This window comes from Shewanella sp. JNE2 (assembly GCF_023159115.1).
GTDB lineage: Bacteria > Pseudomonadota > Gammaproteobacteria > Enterobacterales > Shewanellaceae > Shewanella > Shewanella putrefaciens.
Genome location: NZ_CP096169.1, coordinates 4,300,923 through 4,322,070 on the forward strand (window position 1 = coordinate 4,300,923; position 21,148 = coordinate 4,322,070).

The 21,148-nt window shown below is 44.2% G+C and carries 18 protein-coding genes and 1 other RNA gene; 8 read left to right on the forward strand and 11 right to left on the reverse strand.

From position 1 onward, the window contains the following. Positions 1 to 68: 68 nt before the first annotated feature. The 3 genes from MZ182_RS19075 to MZ182_RS19085 form a co-directional block, all read right to left on the reverse strand. Entirely contained in the window at positions 69 to 1,106 is a 1,038-nt protein-coding gene (locus MZ182_RS19075; protein WP_011791048.1) for an acyltransferase family protein, read from the reverse strand. Positions 1,107 to 1,108: 2 nt separating this feature from the next. Next, complete coding sequence (locus tag MZ182_RS19080; protein ID WP_248067886.1) at positions 1,109 to 2,506, reverse strand: hypothetical protein; 1,398 nt, start codon at positions 2,504 to 2,506, stop codon at positions 1,109 to 1,111. A 188-nt stretch (positions 2,507 to 2,694) separates the two neighbouring features. Further along, complete coding sequence (locus tag MZ182_RS19085) at positions 2,695 to 3,045, reverse strand: YkvA family protein (RefSeq protein WP_011791050.1); 351 nt, start codon at positions 3,043 to 3,045, stop codon at positions 2,695 to 2,697. Between the two features lie 622 nt (positions 3,046 to 3,667). On the opposite strand from MZ182_RS19085, the gene speFL reads away from it, so the two are divergent. The 4 genes from speFL (at position 3,668) to MZ182_RS19100 (ending at position 8,921) form a co-directional block, all read left to right on the forward strand. Further along, entirely contained in the window at positions 3,668 to 3,751 is an 84-nt protein-coding gene (gene speFL / locus MZ182_RS21490) for a leader peptide SpeFL (RefSeq protein WP_224022194.1), read from the forward strand. Positions 3,752 to 4,075: 324 nt separating this feature from the next. Then, on the forward strand, positions 4,076 to 6,238 hold the full coding sequence (gene speF, locus MZ182_RS19090; protein ID WP_011791051.1) for an ornithine decarboxylase SpeF: 2,163 nt from the start codon (positions 4,076 to 4,078) through the stop codon (positions 6,236 to 6,238). Between the two features lie 84 nt (positions 6,239 to 6,322). Continuing rightward, on the forward strand, positions 6,323 to 7,642 hold the full coding sequence (gene potE, locus MZ182_RS19095; protein WP_248067884.1) for a putrescine-ornithine antiporter: 1,320 nt from the start codon (positions 6,323 to 6,325) through the stop codon (positions 7,640 to 7,642). A 124-nt stretch (positions 7,643 to 7,766) separates the two neighbouring features. Further along, positions 7,767 to 8,921, forward strand: a complete 1,155-nt coding sequence (locus MZ182_RS19100) for a porin (protein WP_248067882.1) — start codon at positions 7,767 to 7,769, stop codon at positions 8,919 to 8,921. A 243-nt stretch (positions 8,922 to 9,164) separates the two neighbouring features. On the opposite strand, the gene MZ182_RS19105 is transcribed toward MZ182_RS19100, so the two are convergent. Together MZ182_RS19105 and MZ182_RS19110 are read right to left on the reverse strand one after the other, a co-directional pair. Further along, a complete protein-coding gene (locus tag MZ182_RS19105; protein WP_115016885.1) occupies positions 9,165 to 11,537 on the reverse strand; it encodes a YgiQ family radical SAM protein in 2,373 nt (790 codons plus the stop codon). Positions 11,538 to 11,738: 201 nt separating this feature from the next. Continuing rightward, a complete protein-coding gene (locus MZ182_RS19110; protein ID WP_011791055.1) occupies positions 11,739 to 12,149 on the reverse strand; it encodes an MAPEG family protein in 411 nt (136 codons plus the stop codon). A 158-nt stretch (positions 12,150 to 12,307) separates the two neighbouring features. On the opposite strand from MZ182_RS19110, the gene MZ182_RS19115 reads away from it, so the two are divergent. The 3 genes from MZ182_RS19115 to MZ182_RS19125 all read left to right on the forward strand — a co-directional run bounded on the left by MZ182_RS19115 (position 12,308) and on the right by MZ182_RS19125 (position 16,522). Continuing rightward, entirely contained in the window at positions 12,308 to 13,528 is a 1,221-nt protein-coding gene (locus tag MZ182_RS19115) for a threonine/serine ThrE exporter family protein (protein WP_061783006.1), read from the forward strand. 190 nt (positions 13,529 to 13,718) lie between these two features. Next, entirely contained in the window at positions 13,719 to 15,368 is a 1,650-nt protein-coding gene (locus MZ182_RS19120) for a hypothetical protein (RefSeq protein ID WP_011920184.1), read from the forward strand. 125 nt (positions 15,369 to 15,493) lie between these two features. Then, a complete protein-coding gene (locus MZ182_RS19125) occupies positions 15,494 to 16,522 on the forward strand; it encodes an IS110 family transposase (RefSeq protein WP_011979494.1) in 1,029 nt (342 codons plus the stop codon). Positions 16,523 to 16,704: 182 nt separating this feature from the next. On the opposite strand, the gene MZ182_RS19130 is transcribed toward MZ182_RS19125, so the two are convergent. Then, positions 16,705 to 17,451, reverse strand: coding sequence for a DJ-1/PfpI family protein (locus MZ182_RS19130; RefSeq protein WP_248069458.1), 747 nt, complete (start codon positions 17,449 to 17,451; stop codon positions 16,705 to 16,707). Between the two features lie 243 nt (positions 17,452 to 17,694). On the opposite strand from MZ182_RS19130, the gene MZ182_RS19135 reads away from it, so the two are divergent. Beyond that, positions 17,695 to 18,306, forward strand: a complete 612-nt coding sequence (locus MZ182_RS19135; protein WP_025008208.1) for a TetR/AcrR family transcriptional regulator — start codon at positions 17,695 to 17,697, stop codon at positions 18,304 to 18,306. A 38-nt stretch (positions 18,307 to 18,344) separates the two neighbouring features. Here the strand turns inward: MZ182_RS19135 and MZ182_RS19140 are convergent, their stop codons facing one another. The 5 genes from MZ182_RS19140 to rsmI form a co-directional block, all read right to left on the reverse strand. Then, positions 18,345 to 18,599 (reverse strand): hypothetical protein, encoded by a 255-nt coding sequence (locus MZ182_RS19140; RefSeq protein WP_011791060.1) that lies wholly within the window; start codon positions 18,597 to 18,599, stop codon positions 18,345 to 18,347. A gap of 11 nt (positions 18,600 to 18,610) precedes the next feature. Next, positions 18,611 to 19,114 carry a hypothetical protein gene (locus tag MZ182_RS19145; protein ID WP_248069460.1) on the reverse strand — a complete coding sequence of 168 codons (504 nt, stop codon included), beginning with the start codon at positions 19,112 to 19,114 and terminating at the stop codon, positions 18,611 to 18,613. 9 nt (positions 19,115 to 19,123) lie between these two features. Then, complete coding sequence (locus MZ182_RS19150; RefSeq protein ID WP_011791062.1) at positions 19,124 to 19,447, reverse strand: DUF883 C-terminal domain-containing protein; 324 nt, start codon at positions 19,445 to 19,447, stop codon at positions 19,124 to 19,126. A gap of 372 nt (positions 19,448 to 19,819) precedes the next feature. Further along, positions 19,820 to 20,171: RNase P RNA component class A (gene rnpB, locus MZ182_RS19155), an RNA gene on the reverse strand. Between the two features lie 64 nt (positions 20,172 to 20,235). Beyond that, positions 20,236 to 21,078: a 16S rRNA (cytidine(1402)-2'-O)-methyltransferase gene (rsmI, locus tag MZ182_RS19160; RefSeq protein WP_248069462.1), complete on the reverse strand. Its 843-nt coding sequence runs from the start codon at positions 21,076 to 21,078 to the stop codon at positions 20,236 to 20,238. Positions 21,079 to 21,148 lie beyond the last annotated feature (70 nt).

Sequence of the window (21,148 nt, forward strand, 5' to 3'; positions counted from 1 at the left end):
TTGATGAAAAACAACTTAGCACAAGGGAATAAATTTAAACTGAATTTCCCTTGTGCTCGTGGTGTGGATTACCAACCAATGTAAGTACGAGAACGATTGCCGAGGCGCTTTTTAATAAACCGTGCCGTAATAATACTGCCCACCATGAGGAATATGAAAATCCCCGCAGAAAACAGCACGCTAGTCACCCAAGACCCAGGTGGTAAACGGTAACGTAATAGTTTAGTGACCACACCAATCAGCATATCGAAAAGAGGATGGATAAAGAAAATGGCAAAACTCATCTCCGCTATCTCTATCAGCCAAGGTAAACGGCTGCGCCCCGAAAGCCACTCACAGAAATTCAGTGCTAATACACACAAACATAACTTTTGGATAAATTGCCAATCGACACCATTATATTCAAATGGCGCTTTATGATAGTTACCAATATGCCCCACTATATAGCTCTGCTCAACCAAACTCACGACTAAGAAAATGATCGCTAATCCAGTGATTATTCCTCCAAAGCGTGTCACAAGATGTTCATCTTGTGAATATAGAATGCCTATCAAATAGAAGGGCATAAAATACACCATAGAATGAATAAAATTGACGTTACCTATGGGGCGATGCAGATAAATAGCCACCACACAACTCAGTACAAAGAGTGTCCAGCGCATCGACTGAGAACACCGGATAAACCATAAAAATACGGGCGAGAATAGAAAAACCGCCATAATGAAGGGGATATACCAGTGGGGATAGAGGATATAACCATTCCTCACGGTATAAAAGATACTCAATAGCACGTTATCGAGCGGTTGTTGCTCCATGAATATCCAGCGCAAGCATAAGAAAAATAGGCCGACAAAGGACACGATTAAAAAGGGATAAAGTACATTATGTACTTTATTTTTCATAAACTTACTATAATCAAAATCTTTGTAGAAAATACGATGAAAAAAATAGCCAGAGATAAACACAAACAGTGCAGTGCCTCCCCTGAGTAAGTTTTCTAATAGCAGTGGAAACCCTTGTCCAGAGTTATAAACACTGTGACCAAGTACGATTAAGATAATCGCGATGCCACGCATATAGGTAAATTCGAGTTGGTTTTTTCTCATTATTAATTCATCGCACAGTAGAGAGTTCGCCCCTCAACAACACTTGCAGAAACCCTGATTGTTCCATGGATTTCCAGTTCATTGAATACTAAATACTGCCCCTCGCGCTGGAAGGGAAATGCTAAAGGTAACAGAGTTGCGGCTTCAATGCCCTCACAATAATTCTGTAGAGGGACATCCAATAGTGGACTACCATTAACATTTAAGTTGCTGAATTGTGCACTCATCCCTAAATAAGCTTGTGTCATCTCCCCTTGATAGGGCACCACGTAAAAGCCTGAGCGCACATCCCCCACATCGATAAAACTACTGCTATCACTCACACTTGGCATCACGAGTAAAGGCACTTTTGGGTCCTGAATATCCTTAAGCAACTGCGCTAATTTCTGATGTGTTGCAGGATAATAGGCCAACATATTCTGTAAATTTTTTTTCTGCGCACTCTGTTTTTCAACGGGTGGCACTATCGGCTTCACACGATTAAGCAACAGATCTACGGCTAACATGCCTGACATAACCGATTCTTTCCACACATAGGGATCTTGATTGATATCTAATAATATGCCCGCAATAGCGCCAATATTTTCCGCCTCAGCAGCCCATCCACCCAGCATCTTTTGTTGTTGATAATAATTATGAACATACTGCAACAACAGCTTTTGGTAACCCAAGTAGGATTGATTTTGACTTAACAAGCGTGCGCCTGCCACTAACTCGATATACTTAGCGCTGCCTTCCACGAGATCATTTAAATACCCCGCCCTATCCTCGTTAGGTGCAATTTGACGCCATAGCTGCAGCCAATAGGCGGCATAACCCAGTTGTACAGACTGTTGCTCGGGTTGCATTAACGCCACCATCAAGGCATTAAATAACTGTAAGCGGTAATAGCGAGCGTCAAGATTGAGCGGAAAAACCTCACCTTCATAACGGCGTCCTTCTTCTAATATTCGCCATTCCGACTGAGCATAAAAATGAAATGCTTCGTGTAAGCTATTACCCGCCCAAACTAAAAAGGATAAATCGGTGATTTTTGTGTCAGCAGCAAATTGAATTGTCGGCGCTTCAAACTGGATTAAAACACCTGGTAGCCCCTGATATTGTGGAAATCCAAAGTTGACTGATAATCCAGAATGCAAGTTAACAGATTCTAACACGCTGTTATCTTGGATGATCTCGCCTCCTGGTTGGCGTAACCACACATTGCCACCATAGCTAAACAGATGGACTTTATCCTCAAGCCTAAATCCCGGCCACAGTACTTCACTCTGGCGACTACTTTGAGTCATATAATCGAGGTATAGACGGGCAAGTTGTTCTGGAGATGCCTTATCAGCAAACGCGGGGATTGCAGCGGCGACACCTAAAAACCATAGGAGCACCACCATCATATTTTTCATTTCTTGGCCTAAACACACACAATGAGTTCACAAAACAGCGTTAGCATATAGCGCAATTAAGCAATAGTGAAACATTTGCAAAAAAATAATTCCCCTTTAACACGCTAAAATTCACACCGAATCAGTAACTACTAATAAAATCATATTTTTACCGTAAAATATTCGTGTTACAAGTCATCGCAGAAGACTTAACTTTTAGCATTAGGTGACTCATCCCCAAACCAAAGTGCCAGTTTATCTGCTGCGAGGGATTTCACTTCATCATCAATATATAGAGCTACCATAGTCAAAGCAGCAGCGAGAGCGCCTAAATCGTCGGTAAAGCCAACTAAAGGTGTCAAGTCAGGGATCGCATCCAAAGGCGAGATAAAGTAAGCCAAGGCCCCAAAAATCACAGACTTAGCCCACTTAGGTGTATTCGGCCTTTGCGCGGCATAATAGAGCCATAGAGCGCGCTCAATGACATCCTTGCCCGCCTGACGGCTAAAGAGTTTGATTTTGCTCCAAAATCCCGTTTCAGTAAATTGCTCATCCGCCATGATATTCTCTCCAATAATATAGCTCTCACAGTGTACGACGATTTAGCACTGGGAACAGTGCAAAATAGTAACCTAAATACCAGTCAAACACTTACAACATAAAAAATTATTGAAATCAGTATACTGCTGCCTCTAAGTCAACGAGCACCATTTACGTCAAGCTAATCACGATATTAGGCACAAATGACAAATTTCAGATCTCCCCCCTCAAATCTAAGAATAAATCTAAGAACATTATCACTTTTAATAGGTAAAGATGATTTTATAAAGAATATTTATGCATAATAATTCAAATATGGCATGCGCTATAAATGATGTTCACCATTGTAGTAGTCATTTAATTATAATTAGAAAAATATCATTAAATGTTTTATGCAATATTTAATACTATAATGCATTAAGGATATTTACATTTGTAATTTAGATAATGGTACTTAAGGACGATTGACTGCTTTTAACAAATACAAAAATAGATGAAATAAATAATTACACTTAATTAAAAACAAGACACTGATCATATTTTTATTTATAACACACAGATAAACTCTATACCGTAATAAAACGTTTCTATCATTTTCTCTAAGTCATAATGGAGTTGTATATGAAGAGGAAATCTAAAATTATGGCGCATATCCGGCGCACACGACATATCATGATGCCTAGTCAACGTGATTATTTCGACCATTCATTTATCTTTCTCCGCTGATCCTAGCGCAGGTAGTAAACTAAGTAACAGGTCTAAAGTGGTATTGTGCCAACTTACGTAGGCACCTATCATACTGTATTAACTTAGTTTGTTATCTCGCACCCTTATCAAAGCATTCTTTTATTAGTGCAGATTTTCTGCGGCTACTCTATTCACGCATCCAATAAAATATATTTCAAATTATATTTTATTTAGCGTATTACGCATAGCCACATCTAAGCTGCGCATGGAATAGCTATATCTAATTTTTATGCCATTAATATTTTTAATTAGGTATAGGCACTGTTGTATCCAAATTATTTAGTAGCAAAAAGGAAATTAACTATGAAATCATTAAAAGTAGCCGCTAGCTTATCTGTCAGATCTTGTTTCGATATAGACAGAGAAGTCGTCAACGTATTAACCACTGATTTTTGCGATGTAGGTGCGGCTGTTGTCTCTGTTGATGATGTTAGAAATGGTATTGTTGAAAAGATTAAGAATACCGGATTAAAACTACCGATTTTCGTTTCAGTTTGCTGTGAAGAAACCTTCCCGGATGATGTATGCTCATCAATTACTGGGGTATTTGAACTCTGCGGAGATAACACTGACTTCTACGGAAAACAGGTGGAAACTGCGGTTAATAAATATGAGCAAGCTTTATTACCCCCTTTCTTTGGGACACTCAAAAAATACGTCGAAATGGGCAACTCAACCTTTGCTTGCCCTGGCCATCAAGGTGGACAATTCTTCCGTAAACACCCTGTAGGCCGTCAGTTCTTCGACTTTTTTGGCGAAACTATTTTCCGTGCTGATATGTGTAATGCCGACGTTAAATTAGGCGACCTACTCATCCATGAAGGTGCACCGCTGGATGCACAAAAATATGCGGCTAAAGTGTTTAATGCCGATAAAACTTATTTCGTACTCAATGGGACTTCTTCTTCCAATAAAGTGGCCACTAATGCGTTATTAGCAAAAGGGGATTTAGTACTCTTTGATCGCAATAACCATAAATCTAACCACCATGGCGCGCTAATTCAAGCGGGTGCAACACCGATTTATTTAGAAACAGCACGTAACCCCTTCGGTTTTATTGGTGGTATAGATGCCCACTGTTTCCAAGAATCTTATTTAAGAGAACAAATTCGTGAAGTTGCCCCAGAACGCGCCGATGAAAAACGCCCATTCCGGTTAGCGATTATCCAACTGGGTACCTACGACGGTACTATCTATAATGCTCGCCAAGTGGTTGATCGTATTGGTCATCTATGTGATTACATTCTGTTTGACTCAGCTTGGGTGGGCTATGAACAGTTTATTCCCATGATGAATGACTGTTCACCACTACTGCTCGAACTGACGCCAGAAGATCCTGGTATTATCGTGACGCAGTCTGTACACAAACAACAAGCAGGCTTCTCACAGACCTCACAAATCCATAAAAAAGATAAGCATATCAAAGGCCAAGCGCGATACTGTAACCATAAGCGTTTCAATAACGCCTTTATGATGCATGCCTCAACCAGCCCCTTCTATCCTCTGTTTGCGGCGCTGGATGTGAACGCAAAAATGCATGAAGGAGCAAGCGGTCGTTATCTGTGGCGCGAAGCGGTAAAAGCGGGTATCGAAGCGCGTAAGCTATTGCTTAAAAAGTGTAAATATATCAAACCATTCGTGCCAACCATGATCGACGGTCGCCTATGGCAAGAATATGAAACCGAGCAAATGGCCGACGATTTACGCTTCTTTGAATTCGAACCCGGTCAAAAATGGCACTCCTTCGACGGTTATGAAAAGGGCCAATATTTCGTTGATCCTTGTAAATTCCTGTTAACAACTCCGGGTATTGATGCCGAAACGGGTAAATATACTGAGTTCGGAATTCCCGCGACTATTTTGGCTAACTTTTTACGGGAAAATAATATTATTCCAGAGAAGTGCGACTTAAATTCGATTTTATTCCTGATGACACCTGCAGAAGATATGGCAAAAATGCAACACTTAGTGTCGCAAATATCCCGCTTCGAAAAGTTAGTTGATGAAGATGCACCATTATCCGAAGTCTTACCTAATGTTTATAACGCCAATAAAGCCCGTTACAAAGATTATACTATCCGCCAACTCTGCCAAGAAATGCATAATCTTTATGTCAGCCATGATGTAAAACAATTGCAAAAAGAAATGTTCAGAAAAGCACATTTCCCAACTAAGGTAATGGACCCTCAAGAAGCTAATCTTGAATTTATTCGCGGTAAAGTAGAACTAGTCCCACTCTCTCAAATTGAAGGTCGTATCGCTGCCGAAGGTGCGCTGCCATATCCACCAGGAGTGCTATGTATGGTTCCAGGTGAAATATGGGGAGGTGCTGTACAGCGTTATTTCTTAGCCCTTGAAGAAGGTATCAACTTATTACCCGGATTCTCGCCAGAGTTGCAAGGTGTTTATCTCGAAAACACCGCCGAAGGCAAAATCCAAGCATTAGGTTATGTATTAGCTAAATAACAGTTTTTGACTGCAGAGTTAATTAACCCCGCTCTGCAGTCAATCTCATCTCTCTAAAATGAATTATATAATTAGGTCATTATTATGAGTAAATCAGAGAATAAAATTGGTGTTGTCCAATTAACGATTATCACCATAGTCAATATGATGGGTTCAGGCATTATTATGTTGCCAACCCAATTAGCCCAAGTGGGAACCATTTCAATTTTATCTTGGCTCGTCACGGCCGCGGGCTCTACGGCGCTGGCCTTTGCCTTTGCTAAGTGCGGTATGTTCAGTAAAAAATCCGGTGGTATGGGCGGTTATGCCGAGTATGCCTTTGGTCGTTCAGGTAACTTTATGGCCAACTATACCTATGCGGTTTCACTATTAATTGCCAATGTCGCGATTGCTATTTCGGCCGTAGGTTACGCCGCGGTATTGCTTGAGGTTAACCTAAGTCCTATCGCCATTTGCCTTGCGACGATTGGTGTGCTTTGGTTAGCGACAATTGCAAACTTTGGTGGTGCCCGCATTACAGGCCGCGTGAGTAGCGTAACAGTTTGGGGAATTATCATACCTGTGATTGGTGTGTCTTTAATTGGCTGGTACTGGTTTGATATTGACCTCTATAAAGGCGCTTGGAACCCGCATGATATGCCATTCTTTAAAGCACTAGGCGGCTCTATCGCAATGACATTATGGGCTTTCCTTGGTTTAGAATCAGCCTGCGCAAACTCTGAAGCGGTTGATAATCCAGAAAAAAATGTACCCATCGCCGTTATGGGGGGGACATTAGGTGCGGCGATAATCTACATCGTTTCCACTAACGTTATTGCCGGTATTGTACCAAACGCTGAGCTTGCTATGTCGAATGCGCCATTCGGTTTAGCCTTCGCGCAAATGTTTAATCCTGTGGTCGGAAAAATCGTGATGGCCTGTGCCATTATCTCTTGTACTGGATCGCTATTAGGCTGGCAGTTCACTATTGCCCAAGTGTTTAAAGCCTCAGCCGATGAAGGATTCTTTCCAAAAATATTCTCAAAGGTTAGCAAAGCCGATGCGCCTATTTGGGGTATGACAATTATCGTTTCAATTCAAACTATGTTGTCATTAATGACCATTAGTCCCTCACTGAGCAAACAGTTTGAAGCCCTTGTCAATCTTGCTGTCGTCACCAATATTGTGCCCTACATTTTATCGATGGCCGCCCTAGGTATTATGCAAAGACAGCTTAAAGTGCCTGCGAATAAGGCCCATGTTGCCAACGTCATTGCCGTGATTGGTGCCCTATATAGCTTCTACGCCCTTTATAGCTCCGGTGAAACAGCAGTTATGCTTGGTGCAATAGCGACCTTCTTCGGTTGGACTATCTACGGTGTTATTTCAAATAAAACCCCAGTCGCTGAGGCGCGCCCAGTGTGAACACCCGACGACAGTGTCTATGTTCACCCCCTAACGAATAGCGCCCTTAACATCAATACTCAGGGACCATAGGCTGTAAATCCTATGGTCCCCTAACTAACCCTTGCTTATTTTCGGTGAAATTATGAATAAGACTTGCATCGCCTTAGTGCTTCCCGTGCTGTTGACCGCCACCAGCAGCCAAGCAATTGAACTATATAAAGACTCAAAAAATTCATTAGATTTGAGTGGCTGGCTTGGATTTGCCGCATTAAATGATAGCCATGATACTTCCGTTATTGACGATTTATCCCGTGTACGATTTAGCTTCGAACGCAATGAAAAACATGGTTGGACGGCTTTTGCGACGACCGAATGGGGTATCAATATGGTGTCTAGCGATGACAGTCTAGTGATGCAAGGCGGTAAACTCGCTGCAGAAAAAAACGAAGATTTCCTCTATAACCGTTTAGGTTATGTCGGTATGTCCCACGATGAGTGGGGGAGCCTAAGTTTTGGTAAGCAATGGGGCGTATATTACGACATCGCAGGCACCACAGATCTACCCAACGTCTTTGCAGGGTACAGTGTTGGCGCCTATGCCTTTAGTGATGGTGGATTAACAGGAACAGGCCGAGCTGACTCCGCATTTATCTACCGCAATACGCTCGGCCCAGTGCACATTGCCCTGCAATACGCCGCCAAAACCAATGGGGATATCGTCCTTAAAAATGCCGATGGCAGCGAAATGGCAGACTCTGAACTCAATTTCGACAGCAGCTACGGTGCCAGCCTGACCTATTCGGTAACGGACAAATTTAAGCTGCTGGCGGGCTTTAACCGCGGTGATTTTGACGGCCACCTAGGTAATACCCAAGTTGATGAAACAAATAAGATTGTCGGTATTAGTGCTATGTACGGTGATTATTATCACTATGCCGAAAATCGCGAAGCAAGTGGCCTCTATGTCGGCTTTAACGCCCATCAAAGTAAAAACAATGAACTAGTGGATGGCGAACTTTACGATGCGACTGGCGTCGAGCTAATGATGGCCTATCAATTTGATAATGGCTTTGTACCTATGTTGGTGCTCAGTTATTTAGATTTAGATACAGATGCAACCACACCTATCCAAGGTAAATGGACCCGCCAATTTGCCATGTTAGGACTGCATTATCGCTACAGTAACGACACTGTGATGTTTGCCGAGATGAAACTGGATTTTAGCAAAATGGATGACGCTGCACTCGAAGCGCTGGAAGACAACGGCTTTGCGGTGGGGATTAACTACTTCTTCTAGCCATTTTTCAAAAACACTCGCGCGAGTCCAACCTACCATTGCACTCGCTCCGCATTGTAACCAAAGAACTCATGGCTCACGTCATCGCTCATATACGTGAGCCTTTTTGAGGCTGAGGAGCGGCGCACGTTCCGTCTACAAACGCTCGCCGTAGACTCATTAGATGGTTCCGCCGGTTTACCATCGTCTCTACGCCACTTCAAATTGAGTTTATGAAGTGGCTTTTTTTCAGTAGAAACCGAGTTACTTAGCTTGCTGACGATTATGGGACGGTTTACCGCCACCCTTAGATTGAGCCCCTGATGCTTTAGCACTCGATTGTCCAAAAGGCGCTTTAGCTCCCGGACGATTCGACTTAGGCACATTAGGCTTAGGTACGTTAGGCTTGGACGTATTCAATGCAGGTTTTCCGCCTTTCCCGGCAGGTTTTGACTCTGCACCCGCATTAACACCGCCTTTCATCGCCCCTTTAGATTTAGTTGCCCCCTTACGATCATCGAACTGATTACCCGAGAAACGTGTAAAGGCTTTTTGGCCTTGGTTAGCATCCTTCATCCATTTAGGCCCGCGCTCATTGCGCCCTTCTGGTGGCACTAATTGGTTTGGACTATTGCCGATCAAATCTTCACGCCCCATGGCAATCAAGCCTTCACGGATAATAGGCCAACCTGCTGGGTCATGGTAACGCAGCAACGCTTTATGCAAGCGGCGTTGACGCCCCTTCTTCGGCACTGGCACCACTTCACTGGTGTGTTTGACGTTTTTAAGCGAGTTCAATTCGGTATGATAAATCGTCGTCGCATTCGCCATCGGTGAGGGATAGAAGTTTTGCACTTGGTCGAGCTTAAACTTACGCTCCTTCAGCCACAGCGCTAAATTCACCATGTCTTCGTCGGTCGTGCCCGGATGCGCCGATATAAAATAAGGGATCAGGAACTGTTCTTTACCCGCTTCCTTCGAATACTTGTCGAACAGTTCTTTAAATTTATCGTAGGCGCCCATGCCGGGTTTCATCATCTTGCTGAGCGGCCCTTCCTCGGTATGCTCAGGGGCGATTTTTAAATAACCGCCCACATGATGCTGCACTAACTCTTTAACATAGGCAGGATCTTCGATCGCCAAATCGTAACGCACACCGGAGGCAATCAAAATCTTCTTAATGCCGGGCACGGCGCGGGCGGCGCGGTACAAGTCGATAGTGTGCTTATGATCTGTGCCTAAATGGCCGCAAATCGAGGGGAACACGCAGGACAAACGGCGGCAGGTTTTCTCGGCTTTTTCGCTGGTACAGCCGAGGCGATACATGTTGGCAGTGGGGCCGCCAAGATCGGAAATTACCCCAGTAAAACCGGGCACTTTATCCTGAATATCTTTGATTTCTTTGATAATAGATTCTTGCGAACGGCTCTGAATAATCCGCCCTTCATGTTCGGTAATCGAGCAGAAAGAACAGCCACCAAAGCAACCGCGCATAATGTTGATCGAGGTTTTGATCATGTCATAGGCGGGGATTTTCGCCTTACCATAGGCAGGGTGTGGCACCCTTTTATAGGGTAAATCAAATACCGCATCCATCTCGTCAGTATTGAGCGGCCAAGCGGGCGGATTGACCCACACCCCACGGTCACCGTGGGGCTGGAACAGCGCCCGTGCGCAGCCCGGGTTTTGCTCTTGGTGCAAAATCCGTGAGGCATGGGCGTATAAATATTTGTCCTCAGATACCTTTTCAAAAGCTGGCAGCAGCACATAGGTTTTATCCCATGGCTTAGGGCGTGGCGGTTGCACGCTGATAGCTTTTGGCGCATCGTTATCAAAAATCTTTGCATCCGAAGGGCCAGATAAATTAGCGCAACCCACATCATCGGCACCATAGGGATTAGGGATAGGATCAATCTTATGCAATTGGTCGATTTTGCGTGAATCCATACCACGCCATTCAGGCAAAGGTTCTTTACGAATTACCGCAGTGCCACGCACATCGTGCAAGTCATTAATCGACTCCCCCGCCGCTAAGCGGCGCGCCACTTCAGCCAGCGGACGCTCGGCATTGCCATACATTAAAATGTCGGCCTTAGCATCGAAAATCACACTGCGACGCACTTTATCGGACCAATAATCGTAATGGGCGATCCGGCGAAGGCTTGCCTCAATTCCGCCAATAATGACTGGCACATCTTTAAAGGCTTCTTTACAACGCTGGGTATAAACCGTCACGGCGCGGTCGGGGCGCTTGCCACCGATATCATCTGGAGTATAAGCATCATCGGTGCGGATACGACGGTCAGCGGTGTAGCGATTAATCATGGAATCCATGTTACCCGCGGTGACACCAAAAAACAGATTCGGGCGTCCAAGCTGCATAAAAGCGTCTTTGCTCGACCAATCGGGCTGAGAAATAATCCCCACGCGATAACCTTGGGCTTCTAACATACGGCCAATAACAGCCATACCAAAGCTTGGGTGATCCACATAAGCATCACCTGTGACAATAATAATGTCACAGCTATCCCAGCCGAGCTTATCCATCTCCTTACGGGACATAGGTAAGAAAGGTGCCGTGCCATAGCACTCGGCCCAGTATTTGGGATAACTAAAAAGTGTGGATTCAACTTGCATCGATATTGACCCAAAAACGTAATGTCAAACAAAGGCGAAGCAAAAAGGAGCTGCGCCGATTTAGGGACGCGGAGTATAGCAGGCAATCACTGGCAAGTGCGATTAAAAAAACACCAACCACAACCTTTTGTGGGGTATTTGGCCTGCGGCTAGAATACCCCTAAATCGGCTATGGATATGACATAGACACGAGTTGAGCGGCTACAACCCCTTACCTAGCCCTTGGACAAAATACACTAAATTCACAAAGGCTAAGCTAATAATCACAATCCAAGTGAGTAACACTCCCCAAAAACGTCCCAAATGATAACCACCTTGGCCTTGGGTGAGTCCAATGGCATGGAGTAGTCGAGCCACAACCCACAGGGTACCAAAACAATGCAAATAAAATGCAGGCAAGCCACCTAATTCTGCTACGGCCATTAAAATCAATACGATGGGTGCATTCTCTATTAAATTAGCATGCACCCGTCCCGCCAAGGTTAAAGCACTATTACCGCCATCACCGAGACCAATTCTCTGACTTCGCCTAAGTTTAACCACACGATAGGCCAAAGTGACGACTAATAACCCTGTAAGGCTGGCGTAAAGGCCTGTTACCATCAAAGACATATTAATTTCCCTTTATGAAAAAAATGACTATAGCCCGAGCCGCAAAAAATCAGCAATTTATTTGTATTAAGTTTAAAAGCCATTAACCTTTTAGCGACAAGATAGGTTAATATGCGCGCGTCATTCCCAACAACTTTTTTATACAGTGAAGACCCCGATTGGATAACGAAGAGTTTATCGAAAAACGCAAATTTATCATTAAGCTAGGTAAAGCTTTGCATAAATTTGGCACACCCGCTTATCGCCTTGAAACTCACTTACAAACCGTTGCACGCACCTTAGGCCTCGAAGGTTATTTTCTTATTTCACCCACCTCGATGACTTTCGTTTTACAACACGATACGGATCAAGAATATAACCATGTCGCGAGAGTGAAACCAGGAGAGCTTGATCTAGGCTCACTTGCCCGAACCGATGAGTTAGTCGATGAATTAACCTCAGGTAAACGTACGTTAACCGAGGCACTAGAGCGTTTAGAAGAAATTGCCAATAAACCCAATCCTTACGGCCCGGTATTAACTTGTTTTTCCTTTGGGACCTCTGCCGCCGCTTTCGCCATGCTGATGGGCACAGGCTGGAATGATGTATTTTGGTCTGGATTACTCGGTCTACTCATTTATGGCTTTGTGTATCGTGCTGAACGCTCAGCACGCATGGCTGAAGTCCTTGAACCCTTTGCGACCATTATCTGCGCCATAGTTGCCTGTGCCATTGCGCGTATTGATCCCAATATTAATATTCCCGTGGTTATCCTCTCCGCGATCATTATCTTTATCCCGGGTTTAGCCTTAACCTTAGGCTTAGCTGAGCTGGCGGCGCGTGATTTGATTTCAGGTACAGCTAGGATTATGGATGCCTGTATGTTGCTGTTTAAATTGTACTTTGGTGCAGTGCTCGGCATGGCTATCGGAAAGGCTTTCTTTGGCGAGACCATCTATATTGAACCCGAAAGACTGCCCCGCTGGGCAATATGGTCGGCGGTACCGATTTTATCCATGGCGTTAGTCTTTATTTTTAAAGCACGAATGCAAGATTCACCTTGGGGCGTACTCGCTGGGATAGTGGCGTTTTTCTCGGCCATGCTTGGCGGACATTTTTTTGGTGATTCAGTGGGGATCTTCTTTGGCGCTTTAGCCGTTGGCATCTACTCCAATCTTTTTGCTCGCTGGATGAAAGCGCCTGCTTCCATCGCTCTTTTACAAGGTATAGTGATCTTAGTGCCCGGCAGCAAAACCTATATTGGACTTAATGCGTTAATTTCTGGCGAGACTATGCTTAATCAATCCCATATAGGTTCACAGATTTTTTTAATCTTTATGTCGCTGATCGCAGGGCTTATCTTCGCCAATGTTGCTGTACCGCCTCGCCGTACTCTCTAGCCATACTCTCTAGCCATACTCAGTATGGCGGCATCAAGGTGCACGGTATTCTTAGTGCAACCTTAAATAAAATCAAAATGTTATTTAAATACTTCCTTGACTAATTACCACTTTCCATGTGTTATTAAATTGTGAATTGCAGAGTGAGTTTGATATCGCTGCAGCCGTCAATTCCATGGGAGTGGTCTATATGCAGAAATTTGTCCAGTATGCATGCATCCTACCTTGTTGCATCAGCAGCCAGATGAGTGTGGCCAACGTCGATGAGCCACTAACAAGCCCCCCAATCGTTCAACAAGAGCAGACTCCTAAAAAAATTGGCAAAATTATTGTCGTGAATAATCCAATTTTTGATGAATCAGATCCAAACGCTTTTTTTATTCATCGCTGGGCAAATCAGCTGCATATCAACACCAAAGATTATGTCGTGCGCGATAAACTCACCTTTAGTGAAAATGATACTGTCGACCTAAAAGATCTCAATGAATCACAACGTCTCTTACGGGCCGAGCCCTATATTCGCGATGCAAAAATCTATATCGCTGACAAAGATCCCCAATCCGACACCGATCCTAACGTCGAATCGGTTGTTATTGAAACGTGGGATAACTGGTCATTACTTCCTACGGGGAGCTTTAGCAGCTCAGGAGGGGATACTCGTTATTCTTTTGGCGTAAAGGAGGACAATTTATTGGGTACAGGCATACGAACTCGAATGAATTACCAGTCAAATGAATCTCGTAGTGGTTATAAATTTGCCTTTGAAGCCCCCCTTAGCATTATCGAACACGGCATCATCGCCGCAGAGTTTTATGATAATAGTGACGGCCAAGCTAAACATATGTACATCAGTAAACCTTTTTATTCGCTCAAGACGAATAGCATGTACTCCCTAGAATATCTTGACGATAGTCGTACCGATATATTGCGACAAAACGGTAATGAGGTGAATGAATTTGAACACAAGTCTGACTACCTTAACCTCAAGTACGGCTGGCTAATAAGTCAGAATAACGACAATATTTCCCGCTTTATTACAGGTATTACCCAGAATAAACATGAGTTTGCAAACGTAGACACCTATCCCACATCGACGCTACCGCAAAACAGGGACTTTATGTATCCTTGGGTTGCCTACGAATTTATCGAAGACGATTTTCACGTATTGAATAATATTCACCTGATCACCAATAACGAAGACTTTAACTTAGGCTGGCACCACTATGTCCAGTTAGGATTAGAAACCAAAGACATAGACGATGGTAACCCACTAGGCTACCACTTTAAGTGGCAAAGCAGCGGCGGTTACCGATTCGATAATCAACTCTGGCTTTTAGAAATGGCAGGGAGTAGCACCCTTGGCACAACGCAAAAAGATACCTATACAGTCGAAGCCCAAGCCGAATACTTTTATCGGATCAACCCTAAATGGACTGCCTACGGTAAAGCTTGGGCAAGCGTATCAAACAATACTTACCTTGATCTCACCCAAGGACTTGGGGATGAAACGGGTGTACGGGGTTACCCCAATGAATATCAACAAGGTGACAATCAATGGCTCATGACTGCAGAACTGCGTCATTATCCCAATATCAATCTCTATCAACTGGCAGAACTTGGCTGGGCACTGTTTACCGATCTAGGACAAGCATCGGGAGGACCACTGGCTAGCAATAACGAAGTCAGCGGCCCTTTGGGCACTATCGGTATAGGAGCACGAATTTATTCCTCCCGTTCCAGCTACGGCAATGTCGCCCATATCGATTTTTCTCTGCCGTACACAGGTGGCGAATCTGCCAATAGTTGGGAATGGCGGCTCTTAGTTAAACAGAGTTTTTAAACCTAAGGTACACCATGATTGCTCAACACCATTAATCTGTGGTGATGTGATGGACGCCTCAGCACCTAAGCTTGCAGTATTATGCCAAGCTTAGGTGCTGACAAATAGTTCTGGAGGTTTCCATCATGGATATTAAAGTTATTGGTATCGATTTAGCCAAAAATGTTTTTCAAGTTTGTGTTTGTCTTATGGATAACTCAGTCATGACTAACAAAAAGGTTAACAGAAACAAGCTGCTCGATAAAATTAGACAATTCCCCGAAGGTAGTCTTATTGCTATGGAGGCCTGTGGTACGGCGCATTACTGGGGAAGACAATTTCAAGCTCTTGGTTATCAAGTGCAATTGATCCCTGCTCAACATGTTAAGCCATTTGTTGCAAACCAAAAGAATGATGCCAACGATGCCCTCGCTATATGCGAAGCGGTTTTCAGACCTAATATCCACATGGTTCCAGTTAAAACTGTTGAGCAACAAGACATTAAAGCATTACGTTGTGTACGTAGTCGTCTCGTTCAAAATCGAACCGCCATGGTCAATCAAATTCGAAGCCTAGCGAGCGAGTCTGGTGTGATCTTCTCTGTCGGCAGGTTGCAATTACAAGCGTCACTTAGCCGTATTTTAGCAAATAATGAGCATGAACTGTCTCATACGCTTCATTACCTGTTAAAACTTTTATATGAAGATTTATGTGTTTTAAATGAGAGAATTAATCAAATCGAGCGCGACATTAAAGCGCTATGTCAAATCCAACCTCGCTACAATGCATTGCTGTCGATCCCTGGCTTTGGACCATTAGTCACAGCAAGCTTTATGAGTGAATTAGGTTCGGGTCATCAATTTAAAAATGGCCGGCAATTATCTGCATGGTGTGGCTTAGTGCCATCACAATCGAGTTCTGGTGGAAAAGTTCGACTAGGATCGATCACGAAAAATGGCAGCTCAGAACTACGTGTTTTACTCATCCATGGCGCCAGAGCCGTTGGCCGATTTGCAAGCAAACGTGATGATAGACTTGGGCGATGGTTTAATGCACTTGCGTTAAGGCAAGGTCGACACAAAGCCGTTGTCGCATTGGCCAATAAAATAGCGCGTATAGGATGGCGGATCCTCACGAGTAACGATAATTTCGACGTTAATAAAGCGTTTGCGTAAGACGTTAAGCATCACGTAAAAGTTTACATGCACTGATGAATAAACGGTCAACCGTACCTATTAGAGCCTGACTTGACCAAGGCATTAAATGCCGATGTAGTGATAAGGTAATAGGTTTCGGATTTACATCATGGCGCGGGTAAAAAGCCTATTTAGACGCCGAATATATGGTAGTGAACCAATCATTCAAAAGTGTTGTAAAAGCTGAGGCGTCCATATATGGTCTCGAATAAACCTGAGGCTATCTGCCTGACCTCCTGCTCAACCCTCTGTACCAGAGAAGCGTCTGCCAATATGGGAGAACCGCAATTAAAGGGCGGTTTAGGATCATATTCAAACAATAACTGCAGAGTTTTCGCCTGTTCTTCCCCCTCTATATTGGCAATAAGAGTCAATGCAAAATCGAGTCCTGCAGTAATACCGCCACCGCTGATCCTATTACGGTCAATCACAATACGTTTATTTTCAAAGGTAATTTGAGGATATTGTGCCAACACTGAAGCATAAGCCCAGTGAGTGGTCGTGCGATAACCATTAAGTAAACCTGTTGCCGCAAGAATCAAGGCACCAGTGCATACAGATGTAATGTATTGTGCTTGCTCCCCCTTATGTTTTAAGAAGGAAATAACTTGCTCATCCTGTATTTGCGCCAAAGGATTTGCACTCCCAGGCACTAACAGGATATCTATTGGTGGGCAATGGTCAAAATCGTAATTAGGTTGTAAGTTAACGCCCGCATCACAGGGTAATAGCATGCTGGTTTTCGCAAAAGTGAAGGTTTCAAAAGATGGTACAAATGCTAAAAACTGTAGTGGCCCATAGGCATCGAGCATCGTCATGCCGGGATAAAGAAAAATACCTACTCTTAATTTGTGTTTGATTGGATGATTTGTTTTATCACGTTGAGCCGCTTCAATATTTTCACTCATCACAGATTCTCCATCGGTAGTGACAATTTCATATTTCAGGTAACACTGTCATTGCAGTTAACCCTATGACCGTCACTATAAAGCCCATTATTCTTAACCATCAGGCACAAACTCGCCCGCATGTTTCAAATGGTACACCTGAGCCTATCTGTTCCACTTAAGCAAAAATCACAACACAAGAGCCATTGAGGCTAAGGTATAATCACACGCCTAAACTGAGTTGAATGTAAAGCGGGATCCAATATGCACACAAAGCACTGCATGCACATAGCGAAAAGCCCGCGGGCTGTGCTCAAGGTTCTCAACGCTTTTAAGGAAATGCTGAAACAGCAAGATTATCGTGATATTGCAGTGGCTGATATTGCCTACAAAGCCGATGTAGGCCGCACGACGTTTTATCGCTACTTCAAGCGTAAGCTGGATATCCTTATTGCACTCCATCAAAATATTTTTGAAGATATCTTCGCAGATCTTCAGTCAGCCGAAGACTGGCTTTCAACTAACACGCCACCCTCATTGGAAAAACTGCTTATTACTTTTAGCCGAAACAGCATGTTTCGCCGTTCCATGTCATTTAGACTTGGTAGCGATCTCGATGCCGCAACGAAACAATTACAAACTAAACTTGTGCAACATATCGAAAATAAATTGGTCAACACCTTCAACACTGACGAATTTATTATCCCAAGCCACACGTTGGCCCACAGCATAGCCGCTCTTTATTTAAGCCAAATTCAACAACTTATTGCCAGCCCTCATCCCTGTCCTACACAACAAGCCAAGTACTTACATCTGCTTACGCGGGGTATCATTTTAGCGGCGTTAACGAAAAGAAACGCATATCTAAACCAATGAAAGTAATCATGGTAAAAGTTACGGCGTTTAAATAATGATCAAACAATTAGCTTGGTAATCCAACGCAGGCCAAAGGTGCTGCGCAGTAGTTTTACAGTACTGTTGTGGCGCAGCTGAAACAGACAGCCAAGGCTAAAACTGACGATTAAACCTGGTGTCGACCCAATAAAATCACGACTGCTTTGCGCTAATTGTCGTTTCCTCATCAGTAACAAATCATGCTGCAACTGGCCTTGTTCCGTCAGCACTGTCAGCTGCAACTGCTGTTTTTTAAGTAACTGTTGAATTAGCATACTCGCGCCCCCTATTTTTGATGTCCCGACTCTCGAGTCGAGAACAAAAGCTGTAATTGCTGCCAAGTCTTCGAAAAGCCCGTTTGTGACAACACATAGCCAAGACTACGCCAACACCAAAGCAATAAAACAAACTGTAGCACCACCAAAGCGCTCACAGTGGCTAATAACGAACCACTCAATTGAAACAGCATATAGCCCAACAGCAATAAAATACTGCCCCAGAATAACGTAATGCCAGTACCAAAACAGACGACTAAAGCCGCAGCGATAATCAGGCTACGCCCTGTTAACCGCCATTCTGCCGTTGCTACTTTCCCGGCCAACTTCAACTGATCGAGATAGGCTTGCTTCACTGAACTGCTAAGAACAGCTATTTCAGCCAGTTGCTCAATTGCCTGATCAATAACGTTATGCTGGGCAGCAGCTGATGCTGTCTGCCCAGTTTTAGCGGTTTGCGCACTATGCTGGACGGGCCTTTGTTCTGGCGCCTCTGACCTTGCACGGTTTTGCATAAATCCACCTTAGCGACGGCGCAATAAAGCCGTTAATACCACGCCAGCGGCAAAGGCAATCCCAGCTGTAGCCAATGGATTTTGCGCTGCCAACTCACGGGTTTTGCTATAAGAACTTTGCAGTTGTAATTTGATTTCCTCCTGCTTGAGCGCCAGAGTTTCCTGTGAGCTAGCTGCCGTTTTACGCAAAGTGTCTTCTGCAACTGCGGCTTTCTCTGCTACTACATCAACGGCATGGTGCGTCACTTCAGTTGCTTTCGCTGTTGTGGGTGAATTTAAAGCAATGCTATCTTTACTGTTAGTTTGTTCTGCTACGCTTTTTGAACTGGCCATAGAAAGCCTCCTTGGTGAACACTGTGCAATGCAACAAGATGCTGCACTTTGCGTACAAACCAATGCAATGGCTATACCAAACAATATAAACGTATAAAAACAAAAGGTTATAACTCTACCATTTCTATTAACCCTCCCAGTTAACGGTAGATGTTACCTGCATTGAGTAATTTTTACCTGCGACGAAGAAAGACTGGAAATGGCTGTAATGGCGGCTAAACTGAAAGCTAAATAAGCGATATACGGGATGTACAGGAGAACGAGCTAACTCTGATTTTTTAATGAGTTAATCAAATAAAATTGATCATTACCGTATAAATTAAAAAACAAAAAGCCCGTTTGTCATTACGACAAACGGGCTTTTTGTTGAATGAGGTGAGTTGGCCGATAAGCCGGGTCCTGTCTTGGACAGTCATTCATCTAGGCCTGCAATCGCTCACAGGCTCAAGCGACCTACCCGGTTCCAACGCGAGCCACGCCATACGGAACCCTATTTGGTCTTGCTTCGGGTGGAGTTTACCTTGCTACGGACTATTGCTAGCCGCACGGTGCGCTCTTACCGCACCCTTTCACCCTTACCGACCTGATAAATCAGGCAGGCGGTCTACTCTCTGTTGCACTTGTCGTCGGTTCACACCGCCCAGGCGTTACCTGGCACCCCGCTCTTTGAAGCCCGGACTTTCCTCCCCGTTCTTGCGAACGCGGCGACTGTCTGGCCAACTCGGCGCGGATTATAGCCTATGCCATCTTTATGTACCACAGTTAATCCTAGGGATGCGTAGCAGTGCTTATAAATCAGACTCTAGGCCGTATTTATACAGAGCGTTCTTTTTAAGGCCATGGATTTGTGCGGCAATTGCAGCGGCCTTTTTGAGAGGCAATTCTTCGCACAGCAGCTTAAGCGTATTAATCGCGACCGTTGGAATAGCTTCATCGTCATCGATATGGTAACCGTGCACCATCAACACGATTTCTCCCTTCTGCTGATTAGGATCTGTGCTTACCCTAGCTAATACGTCTGCAACAGGACCGGATAAAAAAGTTTCGAAGGTTTTAGTCACTTCCCGCGCCATAACGACATGGCGTTCGCCACCAAGCACTTCAAGCATAGTCGTTAGACTGTGCTCGATGCGGTGGGGTGATTCATAAAATATCAGCGTGCGAGGATCTTCTTTTAATGCCAATAGCTTATCGGCACGCGCCTTTTCTTTTGATGGCAAAAAACCTTCGAAAGAAAAACGGTCCGATGGCAAACCCGAGGCGCTCAAGGCGGTAATCGCCGCGCAAGGGCCGGGCAAGGGGATCACATTAAAACCCGACTGACGCACATGGGAGACCAAATGGTAACCCGGATCGGAAATTAACGGCGTACCTGCATCTGAAATTAAGGCGATCGATTGACCCGCAGCTAATTGATCCACAATCCACTGGGCGCGAGCACGTTCGTTATGATCATGCAACGCAATTGTTTTAGTCGTAATTCCAAAATGACTCAATAACTTGCCGCTATGACGGGTATCTTCACAGGCGATCAATGAAACCTGATTCAGCACCTCTATAGCCCGTGAACTCATGTCGCCCAAATTGCCTATGGGAGTGGGAACTATGTAGAGTGCGACGCTTTGGTCCATATATACCTCTGTAATGACAGTGCCAAGACTTTCGTCAAGCGCAAGAGAAGGTTAAACTAGAGCCAGCATC

What these genes read in the sequence shown, in the direction of transcription:
- MZ182_RS19085 (WP_011791050.1), bottom strand. Translation starts at nt 3,045, where the DNA reads ATGGCGGATGAGCAATTTACTGAAACGGGATTTTGGAGCAAAATCAAA.
- potE (WP_248067884.1), top strand. Translation starts at nt 6,323, where the DNA reads ATGAGTAAATCAGAGAATAAAATTGGTGTTGTCCAATTAACGATTATC.
- MZ182_RS19080 (WP_248067886.1), bottom strand. Translation starts at nt 2,506, where the DNA reads ATGAAAAATATGATGGTGGTGCTCCTATGGTTTTTAGGTGTCGCCGCT.
- speF (WP_011791051.1), top strand. Translation starts at nt 4,076, where the DNA reads ATGAAATCATTAAAAGTAGCCGCTAGCTTATCTGTCAGATCTTGTTTC.
- MZ182_RS19105 (WP_115016885.1), bottom strand. Translation starts at nt 11,537, where the DNA reads ATGCAAGTTGAATCCACACTTTTTAGTTATCCCAAATACTGGGCCGAG.
- MZ182_RS19145 (WP_248069460.1), bottom strand. Translation starts at nt 19,114, where the DNA reads ATGCAAAACCGTGCAAGGTCAGAGGCGCCAGAACAAAGGCCCGTCCAG.
- MZ182_RS19150 (WP_011791062.1), bottom strand. Translation starts at nt 19,447, where the DNA reads ATGGCCAGTTCAAAAAGCGTAGCAGAACAAACTAACAGTAAAGATAGC.
- MZ182_RS19125 (WP_011979494.1), top strand. Translation starts at nt 15,494, where the DNA reads ATGGATATTAAAGTTATTGGTATCGATTTAGCCAAAAATGTTTTTCAA.
- speFL (WP_224022194.1), top strand. Translation starts at nt 3,668, where the DNA reads ATGGCGCATATCCGGCGCACACGACATATCATGATGCCTAGTCAACGT.
- MZ182_RS19140 (WP_011791060.1), bottom strand. Translation starts at nt 18,599, where the DNA reads ATGCTAATTCAACAGTTACTTAAAAAACAGCAGTTGCAGCTGACAGTG.
- MZ182_RS19100 (WP_248067882.1), top strand. Translation starts at nt 7,767, where the DNA reads ATGAATAAGACTTGCATCGCCTTAGTGCTTCCCGTGCTGTTGACCGCC.
- MZ182_RS19135 (WP_025008208.1), top strand. Translation starts at nt 17,695, where the DNA reads ATGCACACAAAGCACTGCATGCACATAGCGAAAAGCCCGCGGGCTGTG.
- MZ182_RS19130 (WP_248069458.1), bottom strand. Translation starts at nt 17,451, where the DNA reads ATGAGTGAAAATATTGAAGCGGCTCAACGTGATAAAACAAATCATCCA.
- rsmI (WP_248069462.1), bottom strand. Translation starts at nt 21,078, where the DNA reads ATGGACCAAAGCGTCGCACTCTACATAGTTCCCACTCCCATAGGCAAT.
- MZ182_RS19110 (WP_011791055.1), bottom strand. Translation starts at nt 12,149, where the DNA reads ATGTCTTTGATGGTAACAGGCCTTTACGCCAGCCTTACAGGGTTATTA.
- MZ182_RS19075 (WP_011791048.1), bottom strand. Translation starts at nt 1,106, where the DNA reads ATGAGAAAAAACCAACTCGAATTTACCTATATGCGTGGCATCGCGATT.
- MZ182_RS19120 (WP_011920184.1), top strand. Translation starts at nt 13,719, where the DNA reads ATGCAGAAATTTGTCCAGTATGCATGCATCCTACCTTGTTGCATCAGC.